The organism is Clostridiales bacterium (assembly GCA_015243575.1).
In the GTDB taxonomy this organism is placed as follows: Bacteria; Bacillota; Clostridia; order Peptostreptococcales; family Anaerovoracaceae; genus Anoxybacterium; species Anoxybacterium hadale.
In genome coordinates this window covers 4,816,251-4,839,144 of sequence record CP042469.1, presented here as the reverse complement: position 1 = coordinate 4,839,144, position 22,894 = coordinate 4,816,251, and the positions used below count along the sequence as shown (strand labels likewise).

The following is a 22,894-nucleotide window of genomic DNA, read 5'->3' as shown; positions in this document are numbered from 1 at the left end:
AGTCGATAGTTATTAGGCCATATCAGTAAGCGTCAAACGCAGCGTCACCTAAATTCGCAGTTGAAAAACTTGTACAATCATAATAGGAATACGGTTGGAAAAGTAGGTCAACTTTTTCAACCTTGAATGGAGTGATTGTATGGATACACAAAAAGTTGCCACTAAGTGCCGGATAGCCCAATGGGCGCACTATATTTATCAGTTTATTGCCCAGTCATGAGAAATTCAAGCATGGACTCTGAAAAACCAAATGTCATCTATGAAACGCCCCAAAAAACAGGGTCCTTTTGTTTTCTTCCATAAAACCCCTGATAAAAACGCAGTTATACAAGGTTTCCCGTTATTGGCTACTTTAGATGAATATCGTTCCATTTTATTGACAGTGCGTGACTCAGCCGAGGTACTGTTGGATTCACCTATATTTACCCCATAGTAATTGATAACATATTTAGAATTTTAACCTTTGAATTTATCCTTTCTGTTTAGTGGAGGAACAAATAATATATCCTGATGATACTTTGGTCAGTTGGCCTTTATAAACGCACCTAACAGGGCTATAATTAGGATGTATAAAATTAAGATCAATAATGAAAGTGGTGTCATATGAGTACAATTTTAGATAGAATTTTGGCGCAAATTGGAGATCAAAAAATAATAGATAAACTTCTTTCTCTTTCAAAGGCAGACTTAAATTCGCTGTTGTTAGAACTGTTTGAAAAGCAAACGGATAAGTTTTCCCCTGTGGATGTCTTAAAGGCGTATCAAGTTAACCGTTTCTCTACCCCCAGTGATATTGACCCTGCCAAATTCCATGCTTTAGAAACACAGCTATTGAACGCGGCACAGAAAATGGATATGCAAACTGTTCTGCTTTCGCCCTCTGCGCCCCTTGGCAGTTGTAGCGTTTTTGGTTGCGTAGACCAATACAATGTTGTAAGCGCATTGCGCGGTACGGAAACACTGTCCGACCCCTCTAATATGATGGCTATCATTATTGCTGACAGACTAAAGCGTAGGACGGAGAGTAATACGCCCCCTTTGCATTATGCTACAACCGTAAGAGCTGTTCGGGCACAAGCGTTTTCAGGTAAAGGTTTTTTTGCCCATTTCGGCCTTTTTTGCATGGTGTCTTCGGGGAAAGATATAGGGTCTTATGCCTGTGAAAAAGAGCTACTCAAGAAGCACTTGAATTTTTATAAAGAGTTGCTTCAAGAACACTTCAATGCAAAGTTATCCATCGTTTTACGGAAAAGAGGCGGGTACACAGACGGCGATGGCTTTTTTGACAAAATGACTGCGGTTGTACAAACAGCATTTCCTGATACGCCACTTTCCTTTGATTATGACGATGTAGACAACAAGTATTATCAAGGCATCAATTTTCAGATATATATGGAAACTGAGCATGAAAAAATTATGATTGGTGATGGTGGATTTGTTGATTGGATTTGCCAAATGCTCGGAAGTAAAAAAGAACGATGTTTGATAAGCGGAATCGGCTTAGATCGGTTTCTTTTGTTTAGTGAATGAGAGAGGAGGAGGACGATGGAATTAAAAAAATGGTCTTACAATTATGTCAGTGATTTGATCAGATTCGCCAATAACAAAAAAATCGCAGACAACCTGCGTGATATTTTCCCGCACCCCTATACAGAAGAAAATGCGCGGCAATTTATAGAGTTTTGTATGAATACCCCGGAGAATAAGCAAGTTAACCGTGCCATCTTTTATGAGAATCAAGCTATTGGTGGTATCGGTCTAACATTGGGAGAAGATGTTAACACAAAGAGCGCAGAAATCGGTTATTGGTTGGCCGAAGAGTATTGGGGCAAAGGGATTGTCACCGATGCTGTCAAAGAAATGTGCCGCTTCGCATTTGAAGAACTCAATCTTGCGAGAGTCTATGCGGCAGTTTACGCTTATAATAAAGGCTCCTGTAAAGTCTTAGAAAAATGCGGTTTTGTAATGGAAGGCGTGTTGAGAAAATCTGTATTTAAGAACGGACAGTTTTTTGATGCCTGTATGTACAGCTTAATCAACTAACATCAGATGCTAAAGCAGACCTCCCAATAAGTCCATGCACCGAGGAATGGGCTATTGGGAGGTTTGGCATTTAACCAGGTATATTTTGCAATTTTGTTATGTCCAAGATTAATAATTCTTGATTTTTATAAGACAATATCCCTTGCCTATCACACTCCGCTATCGCCCGATTGATACTTCTCATTGGAGCTTTGGTTTCCTTTGTTATCTGCTCCTTGGTGAGCTTGTCTATATCTCCCCGGCGATAGTGGGTAGCCACACAGCGCAACAGTCGCTCCTTGACTGTTAAAAGCGAAACTTCCTCGATGTATTCACTATTTATGATTAGCTTATATGCAATTTCCCTTATTATGAACTTTGTAACTTCAAAATCTTTTTTCATCCAGTCAAAGAAGTCCTCCCTGTGAAGCGCATACGCAACACAGGGCGTCATAGCAGAAATCTCAACTGGCTTCCTACCAACATAGAATTGTTCCAACTCGCCAAAAAAACTTCCGGGTTCATAAAGATGTATAGTTGCAAAGGAGCCTTGCAGATTCGGTACATAGGCTTCGGCTTTTCCCTCAATCAAAAAATAAACATAATTGTTTTCGTTCTCTGCAAAAAGAATCGTTTCGTTTTCATTATACGTTTTCCGGTGCAATTTTTTCTTTACTTCATCGGGCATCATATCAATCAAACTTATTGTAATCACTCCTAACTTTGCCATTAGGTCACCTCTATCCTCATTAAATCATTGATAGATTGGAATTTGTTTATTCTAAGTCCCTTGTTTTCATATTTGCCGAAGCACTTAATACACCAAATTCCATGTTTCCTCCACCTATCCTATTACATACAAATTCATTTGAAAAATAATTAATAAATTCATCCTCTTTACAATAGATATCATCAGTTAGATAAACAAGTATTCTTGTCGTAACCAATGCTCTAAAACTATCAATAGATAACTTTGACTTAGTAATTTGGCCGCATATCAACCTGTCAAATTTCAAGGCAGGAATATTCGCTCAAGTCTGCGATAAATTCCTTTTTGTTTGTGTGTTCTATACTATCCTTTATCATTTTATTGTCCAGCTATGGGAAATTCAAGCATGGACTCTGAAATACCGAATGTCATCTATGAAACGCCCCAAAAAACAAGGTCAAAAAATGCAGTCTTCGACCCTGTATTTTGCTCATTTTTAGCTTCAAAACCACTACATGCAGTGGTATTCCTGCCTTATTTACCCTCATAACCACTATTCTTCATCATTATTACGCACTCAACGTGCCTTGAACGGTCAAAATAGATGCCAACTGAGACTGGTAGCCCCTTGGCGGTGGGGTATGAAGCTTATAACCCATGTTTATTGTGCAAAAAGCTTGATTGAATCTATTGCTGTTCGGCAAACCTCCACCATGCTACTGTTCCGACAAACCCCGTTATCCCCGTAATAACAAGTATGGCGATACTGGCGAAGCCAAGAGGAACATTCGAAATGAACAATGACGGAATCGTCCAGGGAAAGTAAGCGGCAAGCCCAGCCTGCGCAACGACATTGGAAATGATCACAATAAGGAACGCAAGCCCAATAGGGGCTAAATATCCTTTACTAACATTCGCCAACAGGGCACTTATTGTGCTGACAACCATAATTAGCAGTGACGTTGCCATAAAAGCAAGAAAGCTATTCACGATAAGCAATCCTGACCCATCATTAAGCCCAATCAGTATTCCCATAAGAAACACAACCGCAAACATGAAGGTGGCCAACAGTACATCCCAGAGAAAAATTACAATAAACTTTGACAGCACCACATATAGTTTAGATACTGGCTTTACAAGCAATTCACTAATCGTTTTATCTGTATATTCCCGTCCGAAAACCCAACAGGCGGTGAAAGAAAATCCAATTACCAAAAGAGCAGTAATGGAACCAAGTAAATCAGTTAAATAAGGCGCCCAGCCCGTACCAGCAGCGTTGATATATGTGACTAAACCAAGCATTATTGGCATTGTGGCAAATGCAACAACAACAATCCAAAAAACATTTGAACGCAATACCTTAAGAGCCTCGCAATGTACAAATGATAATATCTTCATCCGTGTACCCTCCTTGTGCTTTGTATGATTCGCAAAAAATAACCTTCTAAATCTTCGGTAACAATGTTTAGTTGGGTTGGGGGCTGACCCAACCCAACCAGCAGTTCGGCCAATCTTTCGGGTTCTTCCGTCGCGGGGCCTTCCGAAAGGAACAAGCGTCCATCTGTGCTTTCCTCAAAACGATATCTATGTTTCGAGAGTATCTGTTTCATTGCATTTTTGTCGCGGCCATCCAGGACCATATGTTTTTGTAAAGACTGCTCCAAATGCGCCATTTTGATTTCCTGAATCAACTGTCCTTCATGGATTATACCAATTCGATCAACCAATTTTGAAAGTTCTTCCAATTGATGACTTGATATAAAAACAGTAACCCCCAAATTTTTCGATAAATCGAAAAGCATCTCCCTGATTTCCACGACACCAGCGGGGTCAAGTCCGTTGATGGGTTCATCCAAAATTAAAATCTTTGGATTGTGGATCATTGCTTTTGCTAACCCTAACCGCTGTTTGTTTCCCAGAGAAAGATTTTTAGCTTTCTTATTTTTATGAGCTTCTAAACCGAGCTTCTGTATCACGCGAGTAATTGATTGACGGTCAGATATCATTTGCATCCGGCGGGCAATGTCTAAATTTTCTATTACTGTAAGCCCTGGATAATAAGTTGCTTCTTCTAAATAGCCAATTTTCTCCCATAACTTGTGACTTCCGGAGTCAACTTTATTCCCCAACATGTAGATACTGCCGGACGAGGGTTTGAGCAATGACAGCATCATTTTGATTGTGGTCGATTTACCTGCCCCATTCAGACCTAGAAACCCGAATATTTCGCCATGATTCACATCAAGTGAAAGATCGTTGACGGCGCGATAATCACCGAATTTTTTTGTAAGGCTGTCCATCTGTATTGCAGCGTAACAGCTACTTGTTTTTTCCATTTGCTTTACTCCTTTTGCGATTTTCATTTTGCGTCTATATCTTAAATGACGCGATAATGCACTTTAATCATTAAACATAAACTAAACCTCAATTTTTACTCAGAAATTCGTTTATGTTCAGTTTACTTTATAGGTGGTATACTATTGCAAATGGAGGTGAATATAGTGTTCGATATTTTAGTTGTCGAAGATGATATCAATACTCAGAAACTAATGTGCGCTGTTTTAAAGCGCGGCGGATATAACACATGTACTGCAAATGATGGCCTTGAAGCACTTGACAAGATGGAAACACAGCGATTTGATTTGATTGTTTTGGATTTGATGATGCCTCGCTTGAATGGCTATGAGTTATGTCAACAATTACGTGATGTTGGCGAAAACATCCCAATCCTGATGGTAACCGCTAATCAAGATACGGAAAACAAACATAAAGGTTTTCTTTCCGGAACTGATGATTATATGACGAAACCCTTTGATGAACAAGAAATGTTGTTCCGAATAAAGGCGCTTTTGCGTCGGGCGCGAATTACCAGCGAACACAAAGTCGTCATGGGCGAAACCACAGCGGACTACAATACGCTTGCAGTTTCATGGAAAGATGAACAGATTGCTTTACCAAAGAAAGAATTTCAACTTCTTTTTAAGCTCATGAGTTATCCCGATATGATATTCACGCGCAATCAACTAATGGACGAAATTTGGGGCTTGGAGACTGAAACAGACGAACATACCCTGAATGTCCATATCAACAGACTGCGCGATAAATTCAGAGACAATTCCGATTTTGAAATTGTGACAGTGCGCGGCTTGGGGTATAAGATTGTGAGGCGCGTATGAAACGAATAAAAAAGTGGCTTCCCCCGAAAATCAGTCTTGCGGTTTCCTTGGTGGCCTTAGTTTTTCTGGTCATGCTTTTGTCCATTTTATCGGCTGGTTTGATTGCTTATTTGCTAATCAAAATAGGTATCCTGGCTTTAGATGGCACTGCAAGTCCAAGCCGAGCAATCTCCATAATGGTATATATCAGTATTTTTATGGGCGTGGTAATAGCAACATTATTAAGTCGGCGCTCTGTTAAACCAATCCGAGATATGATGAAAGCCACCGAAAAGGTATCTCAGGGTGATTTCTCGGTCATGGTAAACGGCAGTTTCGTCTTTGAATTGGATACGCTTGCCTGGAGTTTCAATAAGATGGTTCAGGAATTAAAAGGTATCGAGACCCTACGCAGCGACTTTGTGAGAAACTTCTCTCATGAGTTCAAAACACCCATTACTTCAATTAGTGGATTTGCCAAACTATTACAGGCGGGTGATGCCAGCGACGAAGAAAAGCAAGAATACCTGAACATAATCGTGCAGGAATCAGAGCGGCTTGTTCATCTTTCCACTAACGTTCTTAACCTTTCAAAAATAGAAAGCACAGAGATTATAAGCGAAAAAACAATTTATTGTTTAGATGAACAAATCAGACTTGCAATTGTAATGTTAGAACAGAAGTGGTGCGGTAAAAATCTTCACGTTGACATTAAACTTGAAGATGGAATTGAAATACTCGGTGACAAAAATTTAATTCAGCAGATTTGGGTTAATCTTCTTGATAATGCCATCAAGTACACGAACAATGGCGGAATTATTAAAGTGGGCCTATGGAGGAGCGGACAAAAGGCTACCTTCCGGCTTGAAGATAACGGATACGGAATGAGTGATGAAACCATGAGGCATATATTTGACAAATTCTATCAGGGAGATACCTCTCATTCATTGGCTGGAAATGGATTGGGATTAACTTTAGTCAAGAGAATTACTGAGCTATGTGAAGGAACTATTGAAGTACAAAGCCAGCTCGGAGAAGGTAGTATTTTTATTGTACAACTGCCATTAGGGGTGAATGCAAAACGTCTTCCAGTCACTTCATATATTTGTATTTAGTTTCTTCCAGTTCTTTTATCATAAATTCAGATGGAATATTTTTTGCAAAAGTCAGTTTGAGCAGCAGTTCAAGCCGCCCAGGAGTCTGTTCAATAGGTTTCATACGACATTCTATTAGTTCCTCTCTGCCCTTTTGCGTAATGGAAAAGACATAGCGGGGAGGGTTCCCCTTCCCCCTGTTCAGTTATTTTCGTAACCAGGCCATCTTCTTCTATCTGCTTAAGAACCGGATAGAGGAGTCGAACATAACCATCATAATAACTTATAATTCTTTCAACAATAACTGATCAACAGAAAATCTTGATCTTGGTGCAGGGTTATAGCTAGGATAGCCAATTGGTAACAGGGCAATTATATCATAATCGTTATCAAGATTAACTAGTTCTCTTACCTTTTCTCTGTCTACAAAACCAACCCAGCAACTTCCCAATCCTAAGTCAACTGCCTTTAACATCATATGGTCGATTGCAATCGCGGCATGCTGCCACAAATAGTAACTAAATATTTCTGGATTAGCCATTCTTTCAACCTTTCCTTCTTTCTCTAATATTTCCATTTGTTGCTTAGTTTCTTCATAAAAATCTTTGAATGCCCCGATTTCTTTTAACTCAAGAAACCTTTTTTCTTGTTCGTTCCATGCCTTTTTATATGCGCAGCATACTATCACAACAGGTGCGCTTTTTACAAAGGGTACGGTATATTCATTTAACTTCTCTTTCACTTCGGGATTTTTTATTACAAGATATCGCGTAGACTGTATGTTTGAAACAGATGGTGCAAGCCGTCCGGCTTTTAAAATTTCATTAACATATTCGTCCGGTATAGGTTCCGCTTTAAATTTTCTAATACTCCTTCTTAATTTGATAACTTCGTTAAACTCCACAAAAACACCTCTTTCAAAAGATTTGGTCATCATATGCGTTATGAGTTCTAACAGAAACCGCTACTATATATTTGTAACTCAGTTGACCCTTAATTATTACAAAATTTTAATTCGCCGGTTGAGAGAACATTTGCCAAATTTAAACTGTCCTTTCATCATGTTCACAGGTATTAAAAATAATAGTGAAATCAGAAAACGTTCCCCACAGTTTTTCCACATATGTAATAAACATTTCTGCCATAAGCCCCTGTTCTCAATGCCCCTCTGCCCAATGCTGCTCTCATAGGATGGCTCTACAGGTTTTACTTCAAAATAAAGTTCATTATATGCGCCCAACAAACTTCATCATCTCTTTTGCCGGGAACGCGGGGAGAAAGTATTTCGGTTTATTCAAAGCCTTTTCCTTGCCCTAGCTTCAAATCCTGCATGCTTTATGATAAATGAGTTCCAGCCATTTCTGCCTTCTGTTAAGGTCACTCTTCTTAACGCCGGCTAACATGCTTTTTTCTACATGCTTAATCCCACAATAGTTTAAGATAGCATCCTTCATTGTTTTCCATTCTATGTTTTTCCGGAATAGTTTGACAAACCACGCCGGTGAATCAATGGTGTAGATAACCCAGGCTGATTTATTGCTTAATAACCCTTTCGGAGATTTCCCGTCAGATGTATAAGCAAATCCGGAAACAAATACCCTGTCAATAAACCCCTTCAGAATTGCCGGCATGCCATACCACCAAATCGGGTATATAAATATCAGTTCATCGGCCTGTTTGATAAGCTCCCGGTAATGAGCTGTCTCAACATCATTCATAAGCTCGCTTCTTTTGATGCCCTCGTTATACACAAGGACAGGGTTGAAGTTGTCAACATATAAATCAATCACCTCAAAGGTATGCCCACCATCCTTCAGTCCCTGCTTTACCTGATTGAGAATAGCGTGATTAAAACTTTTCGTATTTGGATGGGAATAAATAATCAACGCGTTCATGGATCACTTCTCCTCTCTATTTGAAAATTGATTGTCCGATAGGAATTTCACCGGGTTATAAACTCTCTGCTTCATAAAATCAAGGCACCTTTTGCGTTTTTCGGCGAGCCAATGCTTTGCCACTCGGTTTGCCGTCGACCTGCTTCCAGAGCAGCCGGATTATTTCCTGTACGGGAGCTCCCTCCAGCAGGACACCAATCGAAGCATACATCTGTTCCTCAACTGCACGGATACCTGATACGGCATCCCTCCCTTTCTGTGTAAGCTCCAATTTTACCTTGCGGGAATCCTCTTCGGATTTCTCCTGTTTAATAAGATCCGCCTCAACAAGCCGATTGACCAAACGGCTAGGGCTGCCGGTTTCACACACCAACAAATCGCCAAGCTCTATCATCGATAAAGGCTCATAGTCATAGAGTACACGCAAGACCTCACTCTGGGAAGGCGTAAGGTCCAGCGGCTTTAAAAGCTCGGTGAACATTCGGCTTCCTTCACGCTGTGCCGCTAAAATAAGATAACGTAATTCTTCTGCCGGTTGCATTAAAATCTCCCTTCTGTTTGTAATGACAAGACCATGTTCCTGATTTTGAACATGGACTCAGAATATCAATGCATAGTCATCAATGATGTATCATCGATGACTATGCATTGATGATACATCATTGATGCTTACTTGTCAAGCTTTTCATGAGAAAATTTACTATCATCTATAGCCAAAATATAATGCTCCCCTTTGTAAAGACACAGACGGCCCTGGACGAGATAACCTCCCGCTCATCCTCCAAGCAGTCATACTGAGGATAACTGAAAATCTTCAGAGGGAAAAAGATACGAATTGTTTCGTTTGCCATTTTGATTTCCTCCATTCGTTTTAGTATGAGTCCCTAAAAAAGGGCATAAAAAAAGTGGGGGGGTATCTTCGTTAGAAAATACTCCCGCAAATTTTCAGGAATCAGTTATATCCAATTAAATAAATTGGAATTTGATTTAGAACGGATTGGTTGGATTGGATACGGCATACCACTTGCTTTCAAATAAGAGATAACAGCCATCGCGGCCGTTTATGACATACGATACGCTTGATTTGTCGCTATTGATAACAAAAGAGTAGACCTCTCCTCCGTCAACATCACCCGGCGTGTTGCCTTCTTCAAAGTTCATCTGCCGTACCGAAAGGCCCTCTAACCACGATTCCCATTCTTCAAGTTCATCACCCTTAATTGTCCATTCTGTTTCTTCACCTGAAAGATAGTGGCTTACTGTTACTTGTTCAATATTATTTGGAAGCATCTCAATAGAAAACTTATTAGATTGATTTGCACATGCTGAGAGTGAAAGCAATATTACAGCGGCAAATATTAATAGAGACTTCTTCATAATAGTCTCAACTCCTTTTATAATTAGACGAACCTCCGATCATTTTGGTTCCAAAAAATTCCTGTTTACTTATATGTTCCACTACACATAGTGGTTAACATTCCTCATTTGCCCTCAACTGATAGAATCCAGTAGATATGTTGCCTAATACAGAAGCCACTGAAAGTCTGGGCAAAAAAGATGTCATACTCCTCAGGTACCCCCTTGGCGGGAAGGTATATTTGGCATTCTTTTTCTGCCCTTGTTTTTTCTTAGAGTAAGAGGTTCACTTTCATGGTTCACCAGAACCCTTCCACAGTTCAAAAAGAAGACAGATCTACCCCCTGGCGGAGGAAGATCGTTTTTCTTTTTAACTGGAATCCGGTTGCGCTAAATAAAACAGATTACTGCTTTAATGCCATTCCTTACTTCTGGATTTTTTTGTGAAATAACTCATCCAATAACATAATTTCTGTTTTTGCGCTTACAGCATGGTTTCCGAGCAAAATATCAATTGTAAAATCATTGCTTAGCATCTGGCGGTACATAGATATAATATCTTCTTCTGACATTTCTCCCATTGACTTTGTTTCCGACGGGATTACCGGGATTCCTGATTGCTCTACCAGACTAATATTTCGTTTCAGTTCTGTGGCTATCTTTCTTAAAGTGCTTTCACTTCTTGCCGTCTCAATATCCATCATGCCTCCATTCGTATAGAAATGCTTGATGACTATAGCGGTTGCCACATGGCGAAACATGAAATGATGGTTCCTTGGTGTTTCTCAGAACCGAATTGGGCGTACAGAACACCGTCTTTGATATCTCCACCTGCACCTGGGAATCCGGGGAGCAATCGGTCCCCAACAATTTCAAGCCATTGGTCATATTCCACGGTGTTAGTCATGGTGACAATGGTTTTGCTCTTATTATTCTTTATGGCAGTTAGAGCAGATTCGGCCTGATCATATCGTACAGGAACAAAGATGAAATCGTAGATATCATTGTTTTCCAGTTTGTCAATCACTTTGATAAATATGTGCTTTATAGTTCCGTTGTCGTTGTATCGCAGTCCATCCCTTTTAAGTGTTTCCAACCTCTTTCCTCGGGCCAGAGCTGTTCGCTTCTTATTCTTCATACGTGCCCAAAATAGTTCCATTAAGTGTTTCAACGGTACCCGTACCATTGCAATACACGCCAACGCCCCCCCATGATCGCGGAGAGCACGGAGCAGTGAAATCACAACTCATATTATCAAATTCAATTCCAAGGATAAGATCTCTGGTATTAAGGTCCTGCCCATCCATCTTAACTGTCAAGCCTTTCATTTGACGCAAACCCGCAACATTTTCAGTCCCTTCAAGCATTATATTAAGCAAGACTCTTTCATGATCGGCACTTCGTTTCATTCCAAGCTCAAACAGTCTCCTTCTGCTGCTTTCACCGTTTGCGATTTTAGAGCCGAGATCACTTACATAATTTACGACCTCAGTAATTGCTGCATAATGTGCCGGTGAAGGACTTCCGACCTCCCAACAATCAGCAGCTTTCCCCAAAAGCCTATTATGCTCTGATTTCTCGAGCTCTCTCAAATATTTTTTAATATCATAAATGTGCCCGGAAATGTTGGATGCGGCCATACAACACAAGACTGCGGTATTGCTCTTTGTCCCTTCGAAATCGCGATCTACGTATTTAAATTTTGATCTGATTTCCTGCAGCTCCTCATTTGAAAATAAATTACCGGTTATACTTTTCATGACTTGACCTCCTGGCGATAGATTTGAAGATTATTGATTTGTTTCCATACCGTTTCACCGCAATAGTTTCAACGCGCTTTCGACCCGGTCAAGCCCTTCCATCAAACGTTCTCTCGCGATTGCAAACGTAAACCGGATGTAGCCATCCATGCCGAATGCCTCCCCAGGTACACATGCTACATGGGCTTGCTCCAGGAGAAATTCTGCAAGTTCGTATGAATTACGAATCACCTTGTCACCAAAAATCTTGCCGTAGTAGCTCATGACGTTGGTATATGTATAGAATGCACCATCGGGGCTTTTGCAATGAATACCCGGCATACCGTTCAGTCTTTTCACCATCAGGTCCCGCCGCTGCTTATATTCCTCTATCATTGTTTCGAAATTATGATAATTAGCAATTGCCTCCACGCCGGCTTTCTGCGCGATCGAATTCACATTGCCAGTCATATGTCCGTGTATGTCTGACATCGCGCTGATGACTTCCTCATCTCCCGCCGCGTATCCCACCCGCCATCCAGTCATACAATAGCTTTTCGAAAGCGAATTTACAGTAATGGTCAGCTTTTTTATCGCATCGTCAAAAGCGGCTATGCTGAAGCATTCATTGTCGTTGTAAACCAGCAGTTCGTATACCTCGTCCGAAATCACAAAAAGTTGGTTTTCCACTGCGAGGCAGGCAATCTTTCGGAGTTCCTCTTTTTGAATCACTGCGCCCGTCGGATTATTCGGGGAATTCAGCACAATTGCTTTGGTCCTGTCCGTTATCTTTTTTCCGATGTCCTCTGCTTTCAGCCGGAAATTATCCTCCTCTTTCGTAGGAACAATCACCGGTACGCCGTCAAAAATCTTGACCTGTTCGATGTAGCTGACATAGCAGGGCGCCGGAATGATTACCTCGTCTCCGGGATTGAGGATTGCCCCAAAAGCCTCATAGATTGCTTGTTTCGCTCCGTTGCAGACCAGTATTTCAGAAGCTGCGTATTCCAGTTTGTTTTCTCTTAAAAGCTTTTGCCTGATCGCCTCCTTCAATTCAGGGATGCCGTCGGAAGCAACATATTTCGTATAACCTCTTTGAGTCCACTTGATCGCTTCCTCCTTGATCTGAACGGGCGTATCAAAATCGGGCTCTCCGGTGGCAAAGCTTATCACGTCAATATTATTGAGTTTCATTTCTCTCGCTTTGTCAGCGATCGCCAGCGTCATTGATGAATTTAATTTTTTTACTCTATCTGCGATCTTCATAAAATATCTCCTTTGACATATCGGTTTTAAAAACCCGACATTTTTTTAGCGACATCCCCTATCATTTTTTCAGTAAGATTTAGTCTCTCTCTCCTGCACGTCTCCAGCACTAACGCCCTCGGATCCAGATGGTAATCCTTGGCTGCCTTTTCTATCATTTCGTAAAACGCCGAATGGAATCCTGCGTATCCAAAGGAAAGCGATATGCTCTCCAGTGATTCCGACGCTTTCCTGCCTATGTATTCCTCGGCGATATCCTGCAATATCAGAAAATCTCCCTTGTCATAGCCAATCCGTTTTAACGCAGCCGTTAAAATCTCGGTTGGTGCATTGCCTGCACTTCTCCCAAGTCCTTTCAAACAGGAATCGATATAGTCGGCGCCCGCCTCAACTGCTGCAAGAGAACATGCGACGGCCAGGGAAAGGTTGTCGTGGGCATGGTATCCGACTTTCATAGCCGTACACCCGCGCATCTGATCCTTCATCGCGTAAATATACTCTTTTGTTTGGTTTGGCAGCAGCGTGCCGGCAGAATCCATGATGATAACGGCGTCTGTCCCGTAAGCCTGCACGACTTTGGCCTGCCGGGCCAATTCATCCGGCGTTACGGCATAGGCTTTCCGGATACAGCAGTGCACGATAAGCCCCTTGCTTTTCGCGTATTCAATATATTTTCCGCTTTCCCGGATCTCCTCCATGTTTGCGTTGGGACCTACTCTTAAAAAATCAAGCCCACAGTCAATCGCCTTGTCAATATCGGACTTATCGCCGATTGTGTGCAGAAAGAAGCATCCTATTTTCATTTCCTTGGCTGCTATCCTGGCCGAAGCAATGTATTCCTCGTCACTGTGCAGCGCCTTTATCGCTGTCCTTTCGGTCGCTCCCAGACCAAGACCATGGCCGATTTCCATCCACCTTATACCGCCTTTTTCCAGCCCCTTTACAATATTCTCTGTATCCTCAACCGAAAACTGGTAATTAACCGCATTACTTCCGTCTCGAAGCGTAACATCAATGAGTTCGAAATTGTTGGACATATCCTTTCTCCTTTTTCTATTGGATGTCATTTGTTCCGTATTACGGAACCGCGTTCTTCATTCCTTATTTTTAAAAAGTGGGGCGGTTTTCCACCCCTCTTATTACAGAATTTCCGGGTTACCTTGATGCTAAAGGCTTGACATCAGGAGGGATCGGACATTTATACGTCTCTCCGCCTCGTCTTCTGTCATGCTCCTCCTTTGCCTTTTCTACCAGTTGTGTATTTTCCAGCAATTCCGCGCCTGCAAGCGCCATGACTTTTCCTGCCTGCAGCAGTCCTTTATGGCAAAGGTTCGATTTTCCTTGTGCCACCATTTGCCAGGAATGCCCCGCTGTATCTTTTGCATAGCAGGCTGTCATAATCTGCGCTGTCGGCACGATCCAGCTGACATCGCCCACATCGGTTGAAGCCATCGCCTGGGTTTCAACAGGATCGTACGGATAGATAATGTCAACGATTTCCTTGTTAGAAATTTGCGATATGACGTCGCTGCCTGCTTTGAACATAGTCACCGCGAGACCGTCATCAAACTTCTTTTGCTTTTCGTTCAATGTCTCCCGAATCTTCCTCGCAAACTCTATGTCCTTTTCGTCAACGGGCACGGAGCCTGCTTCCACAAACTTTTCATACAGCAGTGATTGCAGAACATTGTTGTTCAGCAGGTTGGATGCTGCCATTTCAAAGACAACATCAAATCTAGTACCGGTCATCAAAGCCGCGCCTTTTGCTATGTCTACAATCCTCTCGTACAGATCCGTTATCTGTGAAAGCTTAGGTGCACGCATCTCATGCATGACGGATGCCTCAGCCTGTACGACATTCGGATTACGCCCTCCGGTATCAATGATTGCATAGTGCAGGCGAACTTCCTGTTCGGCATGCTCTCTTAAGAAGTTCACTCCGATATTCATCAATTCGACCGCGTCCAGCGCGCTTCTTCCAAGATGGGGCGAAGCGGCTGCATGGGAGCTTATGCCGTGGAATTTAAAAAGTACGGCGCAGGTGGCAAGACTATTACTGTTCATAATGCCGTTTGAGTTAAAAGGATGCCACGTGATGGCTGCATCAAGATCATCAAAACAGCCTTCTCTTGCCATATATACCTTTCCGCAGCCGATTTCCTCACCAGGACAGCCAAAATACTTCACTGTTCCCTTAATTTTATTTTTCTCTATGTATTCCTTTACGGCAAGCGCGGCTGCCAATGCGCCGACACCAAGAGCATGGTGTCCGCATCCATGGCCCTTCCCCCCCCCTTCCAGAGGCTTTTTTTCCGCGATCCCCGCTTCCTGGCTTAACCCGTAAAGAGCATCAAATTCTCCCAGAAAACCGATTACCGGTTTCCCGCTGCCATAGCTCGCTATGAAAGCCGTTTCCATACCAGCTATACCTTTTGTTAAGGTAAAGCCCTCATCAGCCAAAACCTTGCACAATAGGTCGGATGATTTGAATTCCTCGAATCTGGTTTCCGCATATCCCCATATCGTGTCGCTTATATTAAACAGCATCTCCCGTTTTGCTTCGATAAACGGCAATATCTTTTCCTTATTTACCATGGTGAAAACCTCTATATTTCGTTACTACAGTTTTGATCAATATTAACAATTGTATATCTGCAGTAAAATACAGATATACAATTGTATTTTTGTACACTTAAAGCGAATTTTTCATTACGCCTCTGCAATAAAACAGTAGTAATGGTTTTTGTATGTATCGTTTACAGTCTACCTATACTTCTCATTTCCTTTATAAATTCAAATGGCGGTTTTTCAATAAGAAGATTCGCGTAGGTCATGGAGAAAGTATGCATATCCTGGTCTTCGACAAGAGCCTTCTTCCAGGGGCGCATCAGCTGTGCATGCGTTACATATCTCATAACCCGCGGATGTGCCATAATATATCTCGCTATTTCCCAGGCGCGATCAAGGAGCTGTTCGCGGGGCACAATTTCGTTGACCATACCCAATTCGAGCGCCGTTTTGGCATCGATATCTTTGCCGGTATAGCAGTAATATGCAGCCTTTTTGGTACCCATGATATGTTGATACGCAAGACCCAGGCCGTCTCCCGGCGATGACCCGCCAAGGAAATGCAGATCGTTAAAGACTGCATTTTCAGTACAAATAGTGAGATCACAGGCCAAGGCATACTCAAAATGACCACCGGGGCCGTTGATAGCCGAGATGATCGGAACGTCGATATTGAATACTATGTTCGACAATATCCTTGTCGTCTCAAATTTCGCTTTGTTGACAGCGTCCGGGCCCCACTCGTGCATAGTTTTCTCCCATACATGAGGGTTGGTGCCCATCCACCTGTCGCCTACAGCTGTCAGAATAATGACCTGGTTCTCGGGATCATTGCCGATTTCCGACAGTGCAGCAGGGAATGCTTCGTGCCAAAACCAACTGTGCGTAAAGACACCGCCGTCAGTGTGCAACTTCAATTCAAGTATCCCATCTTCGCGTTTCATCATTAAAATATCTTTGTACTTTTCCTTGTAATTCTCAAAGTCTGACTTCAAACCTCTTTTCTGAATGTCTGGTAGATTTTCCTGATATGCCATTTTGCATCATCCTTTCTGTTTTGTTATTTTTTATTTTATATAGAAGAAACTATATGGTTTCTTCCTATATATTGAAGTAATCGAGAGACGCCGTCGTTAAGAAATCTCTATGTTTCTTAACTGGCCTTAGTTTCCACATTTGTATTCTTTGGTTTGTTTAATCCTTTGATTACAGGAATCTGACTGCCTGCTGCTGCAGCAATAAGCACAAAACCGGCAAGAAGCAGGAAGCCTGAAGTAAAGGAACCGCCGCTGGCATCGATCGTGATTCCCATAACCAATGGAGACAGGAACGAACCTAGCTGGGAACCGGTAGCGATGATACCGTTAGCGGTGCCGACAGCTTCCACCGGGTACCTTTTCAGCGGGTTTGTCATTACGACCATGTTAACAAACACACAGCCCAGTGAAGCTAAAGTCTGGAAGATTACAGCCATTATAGCGTTTGAAGCGGTAGTTAATAAAACAAGAAATATAGCGGTTGATAACCCTCCAAATATAGCGAAATATTTTTCATAACCGGAAATTTTGTCAAGCAGATAACCGACAAAAAGTGCCGCAAGCATTATGACTGCTGAGCTCAATGCGACCAACATCCCCATTGTCTCAATATCCACTCCACGGGCTCTTACTAGATAAATTGGCATCCAGGATGAAACACCCCAGCCAACGAACTGTATTGAAAGAGCAGTGAAGAATAGCGCCCAGGTTACACGCTGCTTTAAAAGTGACTTTACGGATACATTTGGCTTTTGCTCTGCGGTGTTTGCAGCAGCTGCTCCTCCAGCTGTACTTCTTCTGAGTCCAAAGAAATAAAGCAGGAAGATAGACAATCCAATTAAAGCAGTATAAAAAAACGTCATACGCCAGCCATGTGCAACGACCAAAGGAGCACCTGCACCAGCCGCAATAATCGTCCCAACTGTGCCACCTATCATAACCAAAGACTTTGCCCTGGCTCTTTGTCTTAGTGGGAAAGTTTCAGCAATCGTTTTGGAGCTTGCATTGGGAAAGAAACCGTCGAAAAAGCCGAATATTACGCGTACAACAAATAGTGCCGCAACGGACCATGCAATCGCCGTTAAACCGGTAAAGACCGCCCATGCCAAAGTGGCCACAAGGAGCACATTTCTGGCGCCCCATTTGTCTACTAAAAGTCCGCCGGGGAGCTGTATTATAATGCATCCCAGGAAGAAAGCGCTTAAGATCATACCCGTTGTAGTTGCATTAATGCCAAACTCGTCTTGAACCTGTACCATAGAAATACTCATTAGGTTACGGTCAATACACGCGAACATCCATCCCAGGAAAAGTATGACTATTACCCAATTGCGTCCATTATTTTTCACGTCAGAGTTATTTTCTATGTTTTGTTTGATATCGTCTTTGTCCATTTTAATCTCCTTTCATCAATACGAATAATTGAATATACCTTCTATACACTATGTAAACTATCAATGGTCTCCTTCTTGTAACACTCCTTTCTTATTATTTACTTAGTTATAGCATCAATGAGCTTTACTCAACCAATCCCCCTATTCAGCGCTCTATGGCTCCGAATGTTTCCTTTGAAGCCTTATTTCTATTCGGAAGATCTTTGAACAGCGAAATGCTGATAATTCCCCTTTAGTAATTATTTTTTGGTTATCTTTTATCTTTTAAGGTACATTTTGTATCTTATTATACGCGCTCTTAAAATAAAGTTCAATATGTATCTTAATTTTTTTCTAAAGCTATGTTATAATATTATTGTGAATTAAGGACAATCTTAAAAACTTATATTTTTGCAAACTACTGTGAAGGGATGGTCATAGAAATGGAAAGAGCGGGCAAGAATATGCGCAGACGCGGTGATGCGCTGAACGAAAGCATCTATAACGCTACTATAGAGATAATCAGGGAAGTCGGATATGCCAATCTCACATTTCAGAAAATTGCGCATACTGCAAAAACCAGCCGCACTGTAATGTACCGCCATTGGGAAACAACATTTGACATAATTCGTGAAATTATTATATATAAAACGGCGAATATACTCGGCGGTGAATTGATTGACAAGATAGAGAGTACTGGGAACCTGCGTGGAGACTTATTACAGCTGCTAACACTCTATCAAAGGATTTACACAGAAGTCGGCCCGGAAATTATGAATGCGTTTTTATTTGAGATGGGACAAAATAATAAAAAAATACCTGGGATTGAAGTTAACGCAATTAATAATAATATCTTAACCATGCGAAAATTGCTTGAATCCGCAAAAGCTAGGGGGGAAAAAATAAAAGAGGTCAGCGATGCGACATTAACGTTGCCTTTTGACTTAATTCGTATTGAAAATTTCCTGCACAAAGAGGGTGCTGGCGCAAACCGGCTCGATTTATTGGTAGATGAAATATTGCTTCCGGTTTTTAAAATATGATATCACTTATTTTTTACGCTTTTGGAAAGCATGTATGAAATTTCAACACTTTTTTCTATTGAGAGGATAATCGCTCAGGTAAGTCCATAAATCAAGCTAAAAAGTAGATGCAAAAGCATGAATACAAAATAATAGTTGCAATAGCATCCTATATGACGTACAATATTTACATGTTCATATACTAAAAGGAAGGTGAGACGATGAATCAAGAGTCATTTGGACGATATATTTCATCAATCTATCGACATTTACTAATATTGATAAGCCACGAGCTCCGTGAATATGGAATCGGCAGCGGCCAGTATATCTTTTTTGGTGAGATTGCCAGGAATGAAGGAATTTCGCAAAAGGATCTCAGTAAGCTTATTCAAATTGATAAGGCAACTACGGTGAAAGCGATCAAAAAATTAGAAGAAGAAGGCTATATTTATCGAGTTCAGGACTCGGCTGATAAAAGGTACAACTTTCTTTTCCTGACTGAAAAAGGAAAGGACTTTCTCCCGGTTTTCAAAGAACGGATGTCCAATATTACAACGATATTGAGTAAGGGAATGACAGAAGAACAGCGAAGCAACACAATTGAAACCCTTGCTTTTATGCTAAAGAATACGATAGATGCAGTCGATGAATTAAAAAGCAATGCTTGAAAATTAAATCCACTATGGTGGATTTAATTTTCACGATATAGTTGCAATAGCATTCTACTTGCGGGAGGATGACCTATGACTAAAAATAACACGTTATTAACAAAAGGATCCGTGCTCAAAACCCTTGTCTAGCTTACGATACCTATGATCTTCGGGATGCTCAGCTTTGCTTTACTGGGCTCTCATTACTTTTGAATGACTGGGGTTTTGGCATCAATGACTATTTCCTTTTTGTTGATCGTCATACCGGTCCATAACGTGATGAAAGATAAAGTAGCCACATTAAACCAGCTGAAAATCCACCCATCAGCCCTATCATGAAAAATGTTAAGGTATAGAACTTAAAGCACCATCCCATTGAAAGGAGGTGATGAAGATGCCAATAATAACCATCGAAATTTTTCCACAAGAATATGCAAAGAAAGTAGAAATCGCCAAGGTGTTTACAGACGAACTGAGCAGAATTACAGGAATACCGAAAGAACCCATCTCTGTGATATTTCGTGATTTGACACCGGAGCATGCGGCGACCGCCGGAGTGATGCTTGCAGAAAAATACAGAGACATGCAATCAAAATAATTCTCCGAAATTCAACAAGAATCAAACGCTTTGTGAAGGAACTAACACCATCGTTATCCTCATGCCTATCGCCACACTACAGCAAAGCCTGCCCTCGATAATAGGGCAGGCTTTGCCGCTGTGTATTTCGCCAAGGAGGTATCTGCGTCAAGCGTCATCTTTTTTGTGTCCTCAAGGCATCTCGATTGACTACTACCGAAACTAAGGACGAGCATTATAAAACATAGTGTGTTAAAAGCACTGATATCCGTGAAGAATTGTGGTATAACCTTACTTTCATCTCTTTATCTCCAGGTTACAGAGTGTTGTTTAATGAGGCTCTGGAAAAACATAATTCATAATAAAATTTTCGGCTTATTTTTTTCTTGCTTAAATATAATCTTGAGCGCCATCCTTAAAAATACCGAATGTCATCTATGAAGCGCCCAAAAAAGCAGGGCCAAAAAATGCACTTTTTTGCCCCGATTTTTACTCATTTTTAGCCCCAAAACCACTGCATATAGTGGTTGTACTACCTTATTTATCCTCTAAACCACATTTCGTCATCAGAAACCACGCACTCCACATGCCTTGAAGCGGTGAAAAAATGCCGCCTGAAGCTGGCGGGGCCTTAGCGGCATGTACCTCTCAAAGAGGTCATTTTTCCCATAACAGTTTAATATATTTATAGATTTGGTTTACCTCCAGCCCGATTTGAGGTAATACTTAATCCAACAATCAAAAATTCAACCTCTTCATGGGCTTTGGGACAATGCTCCACCCCCTTGGGAACAACAAACATCTCACCTTCAAACAATTCAATATTTTCATCTCTTAGCTGGATAGTCAGTTGACCTTTGTATAGGATAAACAACTCGTCTTGGTCTTCATGTAAATGCCATTTTGTCTCGCCTATTCCTTTTGCAAGTTTAAATAATTGTCCATTAGCTTCACCGATTATTTTCTGAGACCAATATTCTTTAATTGATGCAAGTTCTTCGTATATGTTGACTTTATTCATGTTTTACCTCCTCGTATAATAAATTTGCAATTCCTATATTTCATGCTATCATGGAGATAATGATTTGTAAAACTAATGCTATTAATGATAACGTTTAAAATAACTGATTGATAAAGAGGTCAAAAATGGAACTACGTCAATTAAATACATTCGTTACTGTGACTAAATTAAATAATTTTACAAAAGCTGCCGCTTACTTGGGATATTCGCAGGCCTCTGTTACCTCTCAAATACAATTACTGGAAAAGGAATTAGGCGTTTATTTGTTCGACAGAATAGGTAAACGTATATTTTTGACCCCTGAGGGAGAAAAACTCCTGACCTACTCCAAAGAGATTCTTAAACTTTATGATGAAACGAAGGAGTCCTTTTCATCAAATGAATTAAAAGGCACCATTATGATTGGAGCAAGTGATTCGCTATGCGCCTTAAGGTTGCCGCTCCTATTAAAGGAATTCCACGAGCGGTATCCTGCTGTAGAAATAGTGCTAAAAATGAAGAACTATAATGACGCACAAACGGCGTTAAGAGAAAATGAAATTGATGTTGCTTTTGTAATTGGTCAAAAAATAGGTTCTCCCGAATTCATTTCAGACCTTGAATTTCCAGAACCTTTAGCTTTATTGACAATTCCAGGGCACCCGCTATCATTAAAAAACCACATTTCTCCTGAAGATATCGTTCCATATAATGCAATCCTTGCACAAAAGGGCTGTAGTTTTCGAAAGGCTTTTGAAAAGTGCCTAGATGATGCAAAGCTTTTCCCAAAATATATGATGGAAGTTGGCAGTATTCAAGCGATTAAACAACTGACCATAAGTGGAATGGGAATATCATTGCTTCCTCGGATTGCTGTTGAAGATGAACTAAACAGGAAGCTGCTAGCAGAACTTGATTGGGCAGGAGCTCCTTTTGACTTAGTAACACAAATAATTTACCACAGAAATAAGCGGGTTTCGCCAATGCTACAAGCATTTCTTGATCTTGCAAAAGAAACAATGAAGCCTTTATGAAGAATAGCTTTTTCGTTATTTGAGATTGGCATCCAACCTAAGATTTCTTAGGGACTATCCCAAGTTTTGTGTAAACTCTAAAAATTGATGTAAGATATCAAGAAATAGCGAAGGGTAAGGGCTGAAAATTAATAGCTCTTACCCTTATCTGTATAATACAAATTCTTTTTGGCACGTCAAGGAAAAAATACTACTCAACATTGACAGCTGAGTTAAAGCTATACTCATTTTTCGGGCCTACCAATCAACCGAGACATACTTAAATGGGTTAATAACCACATCCTACTGCAATTGATCATTGACCTGTTGAGTCCCTGCATCGCCATATTGCGTATTTCGGCGACATCCGGACAAGACAAATTAACTGGTATCCTTAAAGTATCACACTTTAAGGAGG

General features: G+C 41.0%; 22 protein-coding genes and 1 pseudogene. 8 read left to right on the top strand and 15 right to left on the bottom strand.

Translation table 11 applies throughout. The features are described 5' to 3' along the window. Positions 1-603 precede the first annotated feature (603 nt). Together FRZ06_21240 and FRZ06_21235 are read left to right on the top strand one after the other, a co-directional pair. Positions 604-1,530, top strand: coding sequence for a hypothetical protein (locus FRZ06_21240; protein ID QOX65692.1), 927 nt, complete (start codon positions 604-606; stop codon positions 1,528-1,530). A gap of 15 nt (positions 1,531-1,545) precedes the next feature. Further along, a complete protein-coding gene (locus tag FRZ06_21235) occupies positions 1,546-2,043 on the top strand; it encodes a GNAT family N-acetyltransferase (GenBank protein QOX65691.1) in 498 nt (165 codons plus the stop codon). Positions 2,044-2,113: 70 nt separating this feature from the next. Here the strand turns inward: FRZ06_21235 and FRZ06_21230 are convergent, their stop codons facing one another. The 3 genes from FRZ06_21230 to FRZ06_21220 form a co-directional block, all read right to left on the bottom strand. Next, positions 2,114-2,728 (bottom strand): Crp/Fnr family transcriptional regulator, encoded by a 615-nt coding sequence (locus FRZ06_21230; protein QOX66037.1) that lies wholly within the window; start codon positions 2,726-2,728, stop codon positions 2,114-2,116. A gap of 690 nt (positions 2,729-3,418) precedes the next feature. Then, positions 3,419-4,129: a bacitracin ABC transporter gene (locus tag FRZ06_21225; GenBank protein QOX65690.1), complete on the bottom strand. Its 711-nt coding sequence runs from the start codon at positions 4,127-4,129 to the stop codon at positions 3,419-3,421. Beyond that, on the bottom strand, positions 4,126-5,067 hold the full coding sequence (locus FRZ06_21220; GenBank protein ID QOX65689.1) for an ABC transporter ATP-binding protein: 942 nt from the start codon (positions 5,065-5,067) through the stop codon (positions 4,126-4,128). Before FRZ06_21220 ends, FRZ06_21225 begins: the two co-directional genes overlap by 4 nt. A 165-nt stretch (positions 5,068-5,232) precedes the next feature. On the opposite strand from FRZ06_21220, the gene FRZ06_21215 reads away from it, so the two are divergent. Together FRZ06_21215 and FRZ06_21210 are read left to right on the top strand one after the other, a co-directional pair. Continuing rightward, positions 5,233-5,907, top strand: a complete 675-nt coding sequence (locus FRZ06_21215) for a response regulator transcription factor (GenBank protein QOX65688.1) — start codon at positions 5,233-5,235, stop codon at positions 5,905-5,907. Further along, positions 5,904-7,001, top strand: coding sequence for a HAMP domain-containing histidine kinase (locus tag FRZ06_21210; GenBank protein ID QOX65687.1), 1,098 nt, complete (start codon positions 5,904-5,906; stop codon positions 6,999-7,001). Before FRZ06_21215 ends, FRZ06_21210 begins: the two co-directional genes overlap by 4 nt. A gap of 262 nt (positions 7,002-7,263) precedes the next feature. On the opposite strand, the gene FRZ06_21205 is transcribed toward FRZ06_21210, so the two are convergent. The 11 genes and pseudogenes from FRZ06_21205 to FRZ06_21155 all read right to left on the bottom strand — a co-directional run bounded on the left by FRZ06_21205 (position 7,264) and on the right by FRZ06_21155 (position 18,235). Further along, the gene (locus FRZ06_21205; protein ID QOX65686.1) at positions 7,264-7,884 is read right to left on the bottom strand and encodes an oxidoreductase; all 621 of its coding nucleotides are present in this window, start codon (positions 7,882-7,884) and stop codon (positions 7,264-7,266) included. Between the two features lie 415 nt (positions 7,885-8,299). Beyond that, positions 8,300-8,875, bottom strand: a complete 576-nt coding sequence (locus FRZ06_21200; protein ID QOX65685.1) for an NAD(P)H-dependent oxidoreductase — start codon at positions 8,873-8,875, stop codon at positions 8,300-8,302. Positions 8,876-8,954: 79 nt separating this feature from the next. After that, entirely contained in the window at positions 8,955-9,416 is a 462-nt protein-coding gene (locus FRZ06_21195) for a MarR family transcriptional regulator (GenBank protein ID QOX65684.1), read from the bottom strand. A 446-nt stretch (positions 9,417-9,862) separates the two neighbouring features. Beyond that, positions 9,863-10,252 carry a hypothetical protein gene (locus tag FRZ06_21190; GenBank protein ID QOX65683.1) on the bottom strand — a complete coding sequence of 130 codons (390 nt, stop codon included), beginning with the start codon at positions 10,250-10,252 and terminating at the stop codon, positions 9,863-9,865. Between the two features lie 404 nt (positions 10,253-10,656). Continuing rightward, a pseudogene (locus FRZ06_21185) lies at positions 10,657-11,417 on the bottom strand (ketopantoate reductase family protein). Continuing rightward, positions 11,359-11,991 carry a hypothetical protein gene (locus FRZ06_21180; GenBank protein ID QOX65682.1) on the bottom strand — a complete coding sequence of 211 codons (633 nt, stop codon included), beginning with the start codon at positions 11,989-11,991 and terminating at the stop codon, positions 11,359-11,361. Before FRZ06_21180 ends, FRZ06_21185 begins: the two are co-directional and overlap by 59 nt. A gap of 54 nt (positions 11,992-12,045) precedes the next feature. Beyond that, the gene (locus tag FRZ06_21175; protein ID QOX66036.1) at positions 12,046-13,197 is read right to left on the bottom strand and encodes a pyridoxal phosphate-dependent aminotransferase; all 1,152 of its coding nucleotides are present in this window, start codon (positions 13,195-13,197) and stop codon (positions 12,046-12,048) included. Positions 13,198-13,262: 65 nt separating this feature from the next. Continuing rightward, positions 13,263-14,303 carry a 4-hydroxy-2-oxovalerate aldolase gene (locus tag FRZ06_21170; GenBank protein ID QOX65681.1) on the bottom strand — a complete coding sequence of 347 codons (1,041 nt, stop codon included), beginning with the start codon at positions 14,301-14,303 and terminating at the stop codon, positions 13,263-13,265. A gap of 88 nt (positions 14,304-14,391) precedes the next feature. Continuing rightward, positions 14,392-15,831: an amidohydrolase gene (locus tag FRZ06_21165; protein ID QOX65680.1), complete on the bottom strand. Its 1,440-nt coding sequence runs from the start codon at positions 15,829-15,831 to the stop codon at positions 14,392-14,394. Positions 15,832-15,992: 161 nt separating this feature from the next. Next, a complete protein-coding gene (locus FRZ06_21160; GenBank protein ID QOX65679.1) occupies positions 15,993-16,841 on the bottom strand; it encodes an enoyl-CoA hydratase/isomerase family protein in 849 nt (282 codons plus the stop codon). 116 nt (positions 16,842-16,957) lie between these two features. Then, positions 16,958-18,235: an MFS transporter gene (locus FRZ06_21155; GenBank protein QOX65678.1), complete on the bottom strand. Its 1,278-nt coding sequence runs from the start codon at positions 18,233-18,235 to the stop codon at positions 16,958-16,960. 422 nt (positions 18,236-18,657) lie between these two features. Here FRZ06_21155 and FRZ06_21150 point away from each other — a divergent pair, with 422 nt between their 5' ends. The 3 genes from FRZ06_21150 to FRZ06_21140 all read left to right on the top strand — a co-directional run bounded on the left by FRZ06_21150 (position 18,658) and on the right by FRZ06_21140 (position 20,484). After that, positions 18,658-19,257, top strand: coding sequence for a TetR/AcrR family transcriptional regulator (locus FRZ06_21150; protein QOX65677.1), 600 nt, complete (start codon positions 18,658-18,660; stop codon positions 19,255-19,257). A 200-nt stretch (positions 19,258-19,457) separates the two neighbouring features. Beyond that, positions 19,458-19,904 (top strand): MarR family transcriptional regulator, encoded by a 447-nt coding sequence (locus FRZ06_21145; protein ID QOX65676.1) that lies wholly within the window; start codon positions 19,458-19,460, stop codon positions 19,902-19,904. 370 nt (positions 19,905-20,274) lie between these two features. Then, positions 20,275-20,484 carry a hypothetical protein gene (locus FRZ06_21140; GenBank protein ID QOX65675.1) on the top strand — a complete coding sequence of 70 codons (210 nt, stop codon included), beginning with the start codon at positions 20,275-20,277 and terminating at the stop codon, positions 20,482-20,484. Between the two features lie 664 nt (positions 20,485-21,148). Here FRZ06_21140 and FRZ06_21135 read toward each other — a convergent pair. Further along, positions 21,149-21,484 (bottom strand): cupin domain-containing protein, encoded by a 336-nt coding sequence (locus FRZ06_21135; GenBank protein ID QOX65674.1) that lies wholly within the window; start codon positions 21,482-21,484, stop codon positions 21,149-21,151. A 125-nt stretch (positions 21,485-21,609) separates the two neighbouring features. On the opposite strand from FRZ06_21135, the gene FRZ06_21130 reads away from it, so the two are divergent. Then, complete coding sequence (locus FRZ06_21130; protein ID QOX65673.1) at positions 21,610-22,497, top strand: LysR family transcriptional regulator; 888 nt, start codon at positions 21,610-21,612, stop codon at positions 22,495-22,497. The last annotated feature ends 397 nt before the right edge of the window (positions 22,498-22,894 follow it).

What these genes read in the sequence shown, in the direction of transcription:
- FRZ06_21195 (QOX65684.1), bottom strand. Translation starts at nt 9,416, where the DNA reads ATGCAACCGGCAGAAGAATTACGTTATCTTATTTTAGCGGCACAGCGT.
- FRZ06_21160 (QOX65679.1), bottom strand. Translation starts at nt 16,841, where the DNA reads ATGGCATATCAGGAAAATCTACCAGACATTCAGAAAAGAGGTTTGAAG.
- FRZ06_21135 (QOX65674.1), bottom strand. Translation starts at nt 21,484, where the DNA reads ATGAATAAAGTCAACATATACGAAGAACTTGCATCAATTAAAGAATAT.
- FRZ06_21150 (QOX65677.1), top strand. Translation starts at nt 18,658, where the DNA reads ATGGAAAGAGCGGGCAAGAATATGCGCAGACGCGGTGATGCGCTGAAC.
- FRZ06_21175 (QOX66036.1), bottom strand. Translation starts at nt 13,197, where the DNA reads ATGACGCTGGCGATCGCTGACAAAGCGAGAGAAATGAAACTCAATAAT.
- FRZ06_21180 (QOX65682.1), bottom strand. Translation starts at nt 11,991, where the DNA reads ATGAAAAGTATAACCGGTAATTTATTTTCAAATGAGGAGCTGCAGGAA.
- FRZ06_21170 (QOX65681.1), bottom strand. Translation starts at nt 14,303, where the DNA reads ATGACATCCAATAGAAAAAGGAGAAAGGATATGTCCAACAATTTCGAA.
- FRZ06_21210 (QOX65687.1), top strand. Translation starts at nt 5,904, where the DNA reads ATGAAACGAATAAAAAAGTGGCTTCCCCCGAAAATCAGTCTTGCGGTT.
- FRZ06_21240 (QOX65692.1), top strand. Translation starts at nt 604, where the DNA reads ATGAGTACAATTTTAGATAGAATTTTGGCGCAAATTGGAGATCAAAAA.
- FRZ06_21165 (QOX65680.1), bottom strand. Translation starts at nt 15,831, where the DNA reads ATGGTAAATAAGGAAAAGATATTGCCGTTTATCGAAGCAAAACGGGAG.
- FRZ06_21220 (QOX65689.1), bottom strand. Translation starts at nt 5,067, where the DNA reads ATGGAAAAAACAAGTAGCTGTTACGCTGCAATACAGATGGACAGCCTT.
- FRZ06_21200 (QOX65685.1), bottom strand. Translation starts at nt 8,875, where the DNA reads ATGAACGCGTTGATTATTTATTCCCATCCAAATACGAAAAGTTTTAAT.
- FRZ06_21190 (QOX65683.1), bottom strand. Translation starts at nt 10,252, where the DNA reads ATGAAGAAGTCTCTATTAATATTTGCCGCTGTAATATTGCTTTCACTC.
- FRZ06_21235 (QOX65691.1), top strand. Translation starts at nt 1,546, where the DNA reads ATGGAATTAAAAAAATGGTCTTACAATTATGTCAGTGATTTGATCAGA.
- FRZ06_21140 (QOX65675.1), top strand. Translation starts at nt 20,275, where the DNA reads ATGAAGATGCCAATAATAACCATCGAAATTTTTCCACAAGAATATGCA.
- FRZ06_21225 (QOX65690.1), bottom strand. Translation starts at nt 4,129, where the DNA reads ATGAAGATATTATCATTTGTACATTGCGAGGCTCTTAAGGTATTGCGT.
- FRZ06_21145 (QOX65676.1), top strand. Translation starts at nt 19,458, where the DNA reads ATGAATCAAGAGTCATTTGGACGATATATTTCATCAATCTATCGACAT.
- FRZ06_21155 (QOX65678.1), bottom strand. Translation starts at nt 18,235, where the DNA reads ATGGACAAAGACGATATCAAACAAAACATAGAAAATAACTCTGACGTG.
- FRZ06_21130 (QOX65673.1), top strand. Translation starts at nt 21,610, where the DNA reads ATGGAACTACGTCAATTAAATACATTCGTTACTGTGACTAAATTAAAT.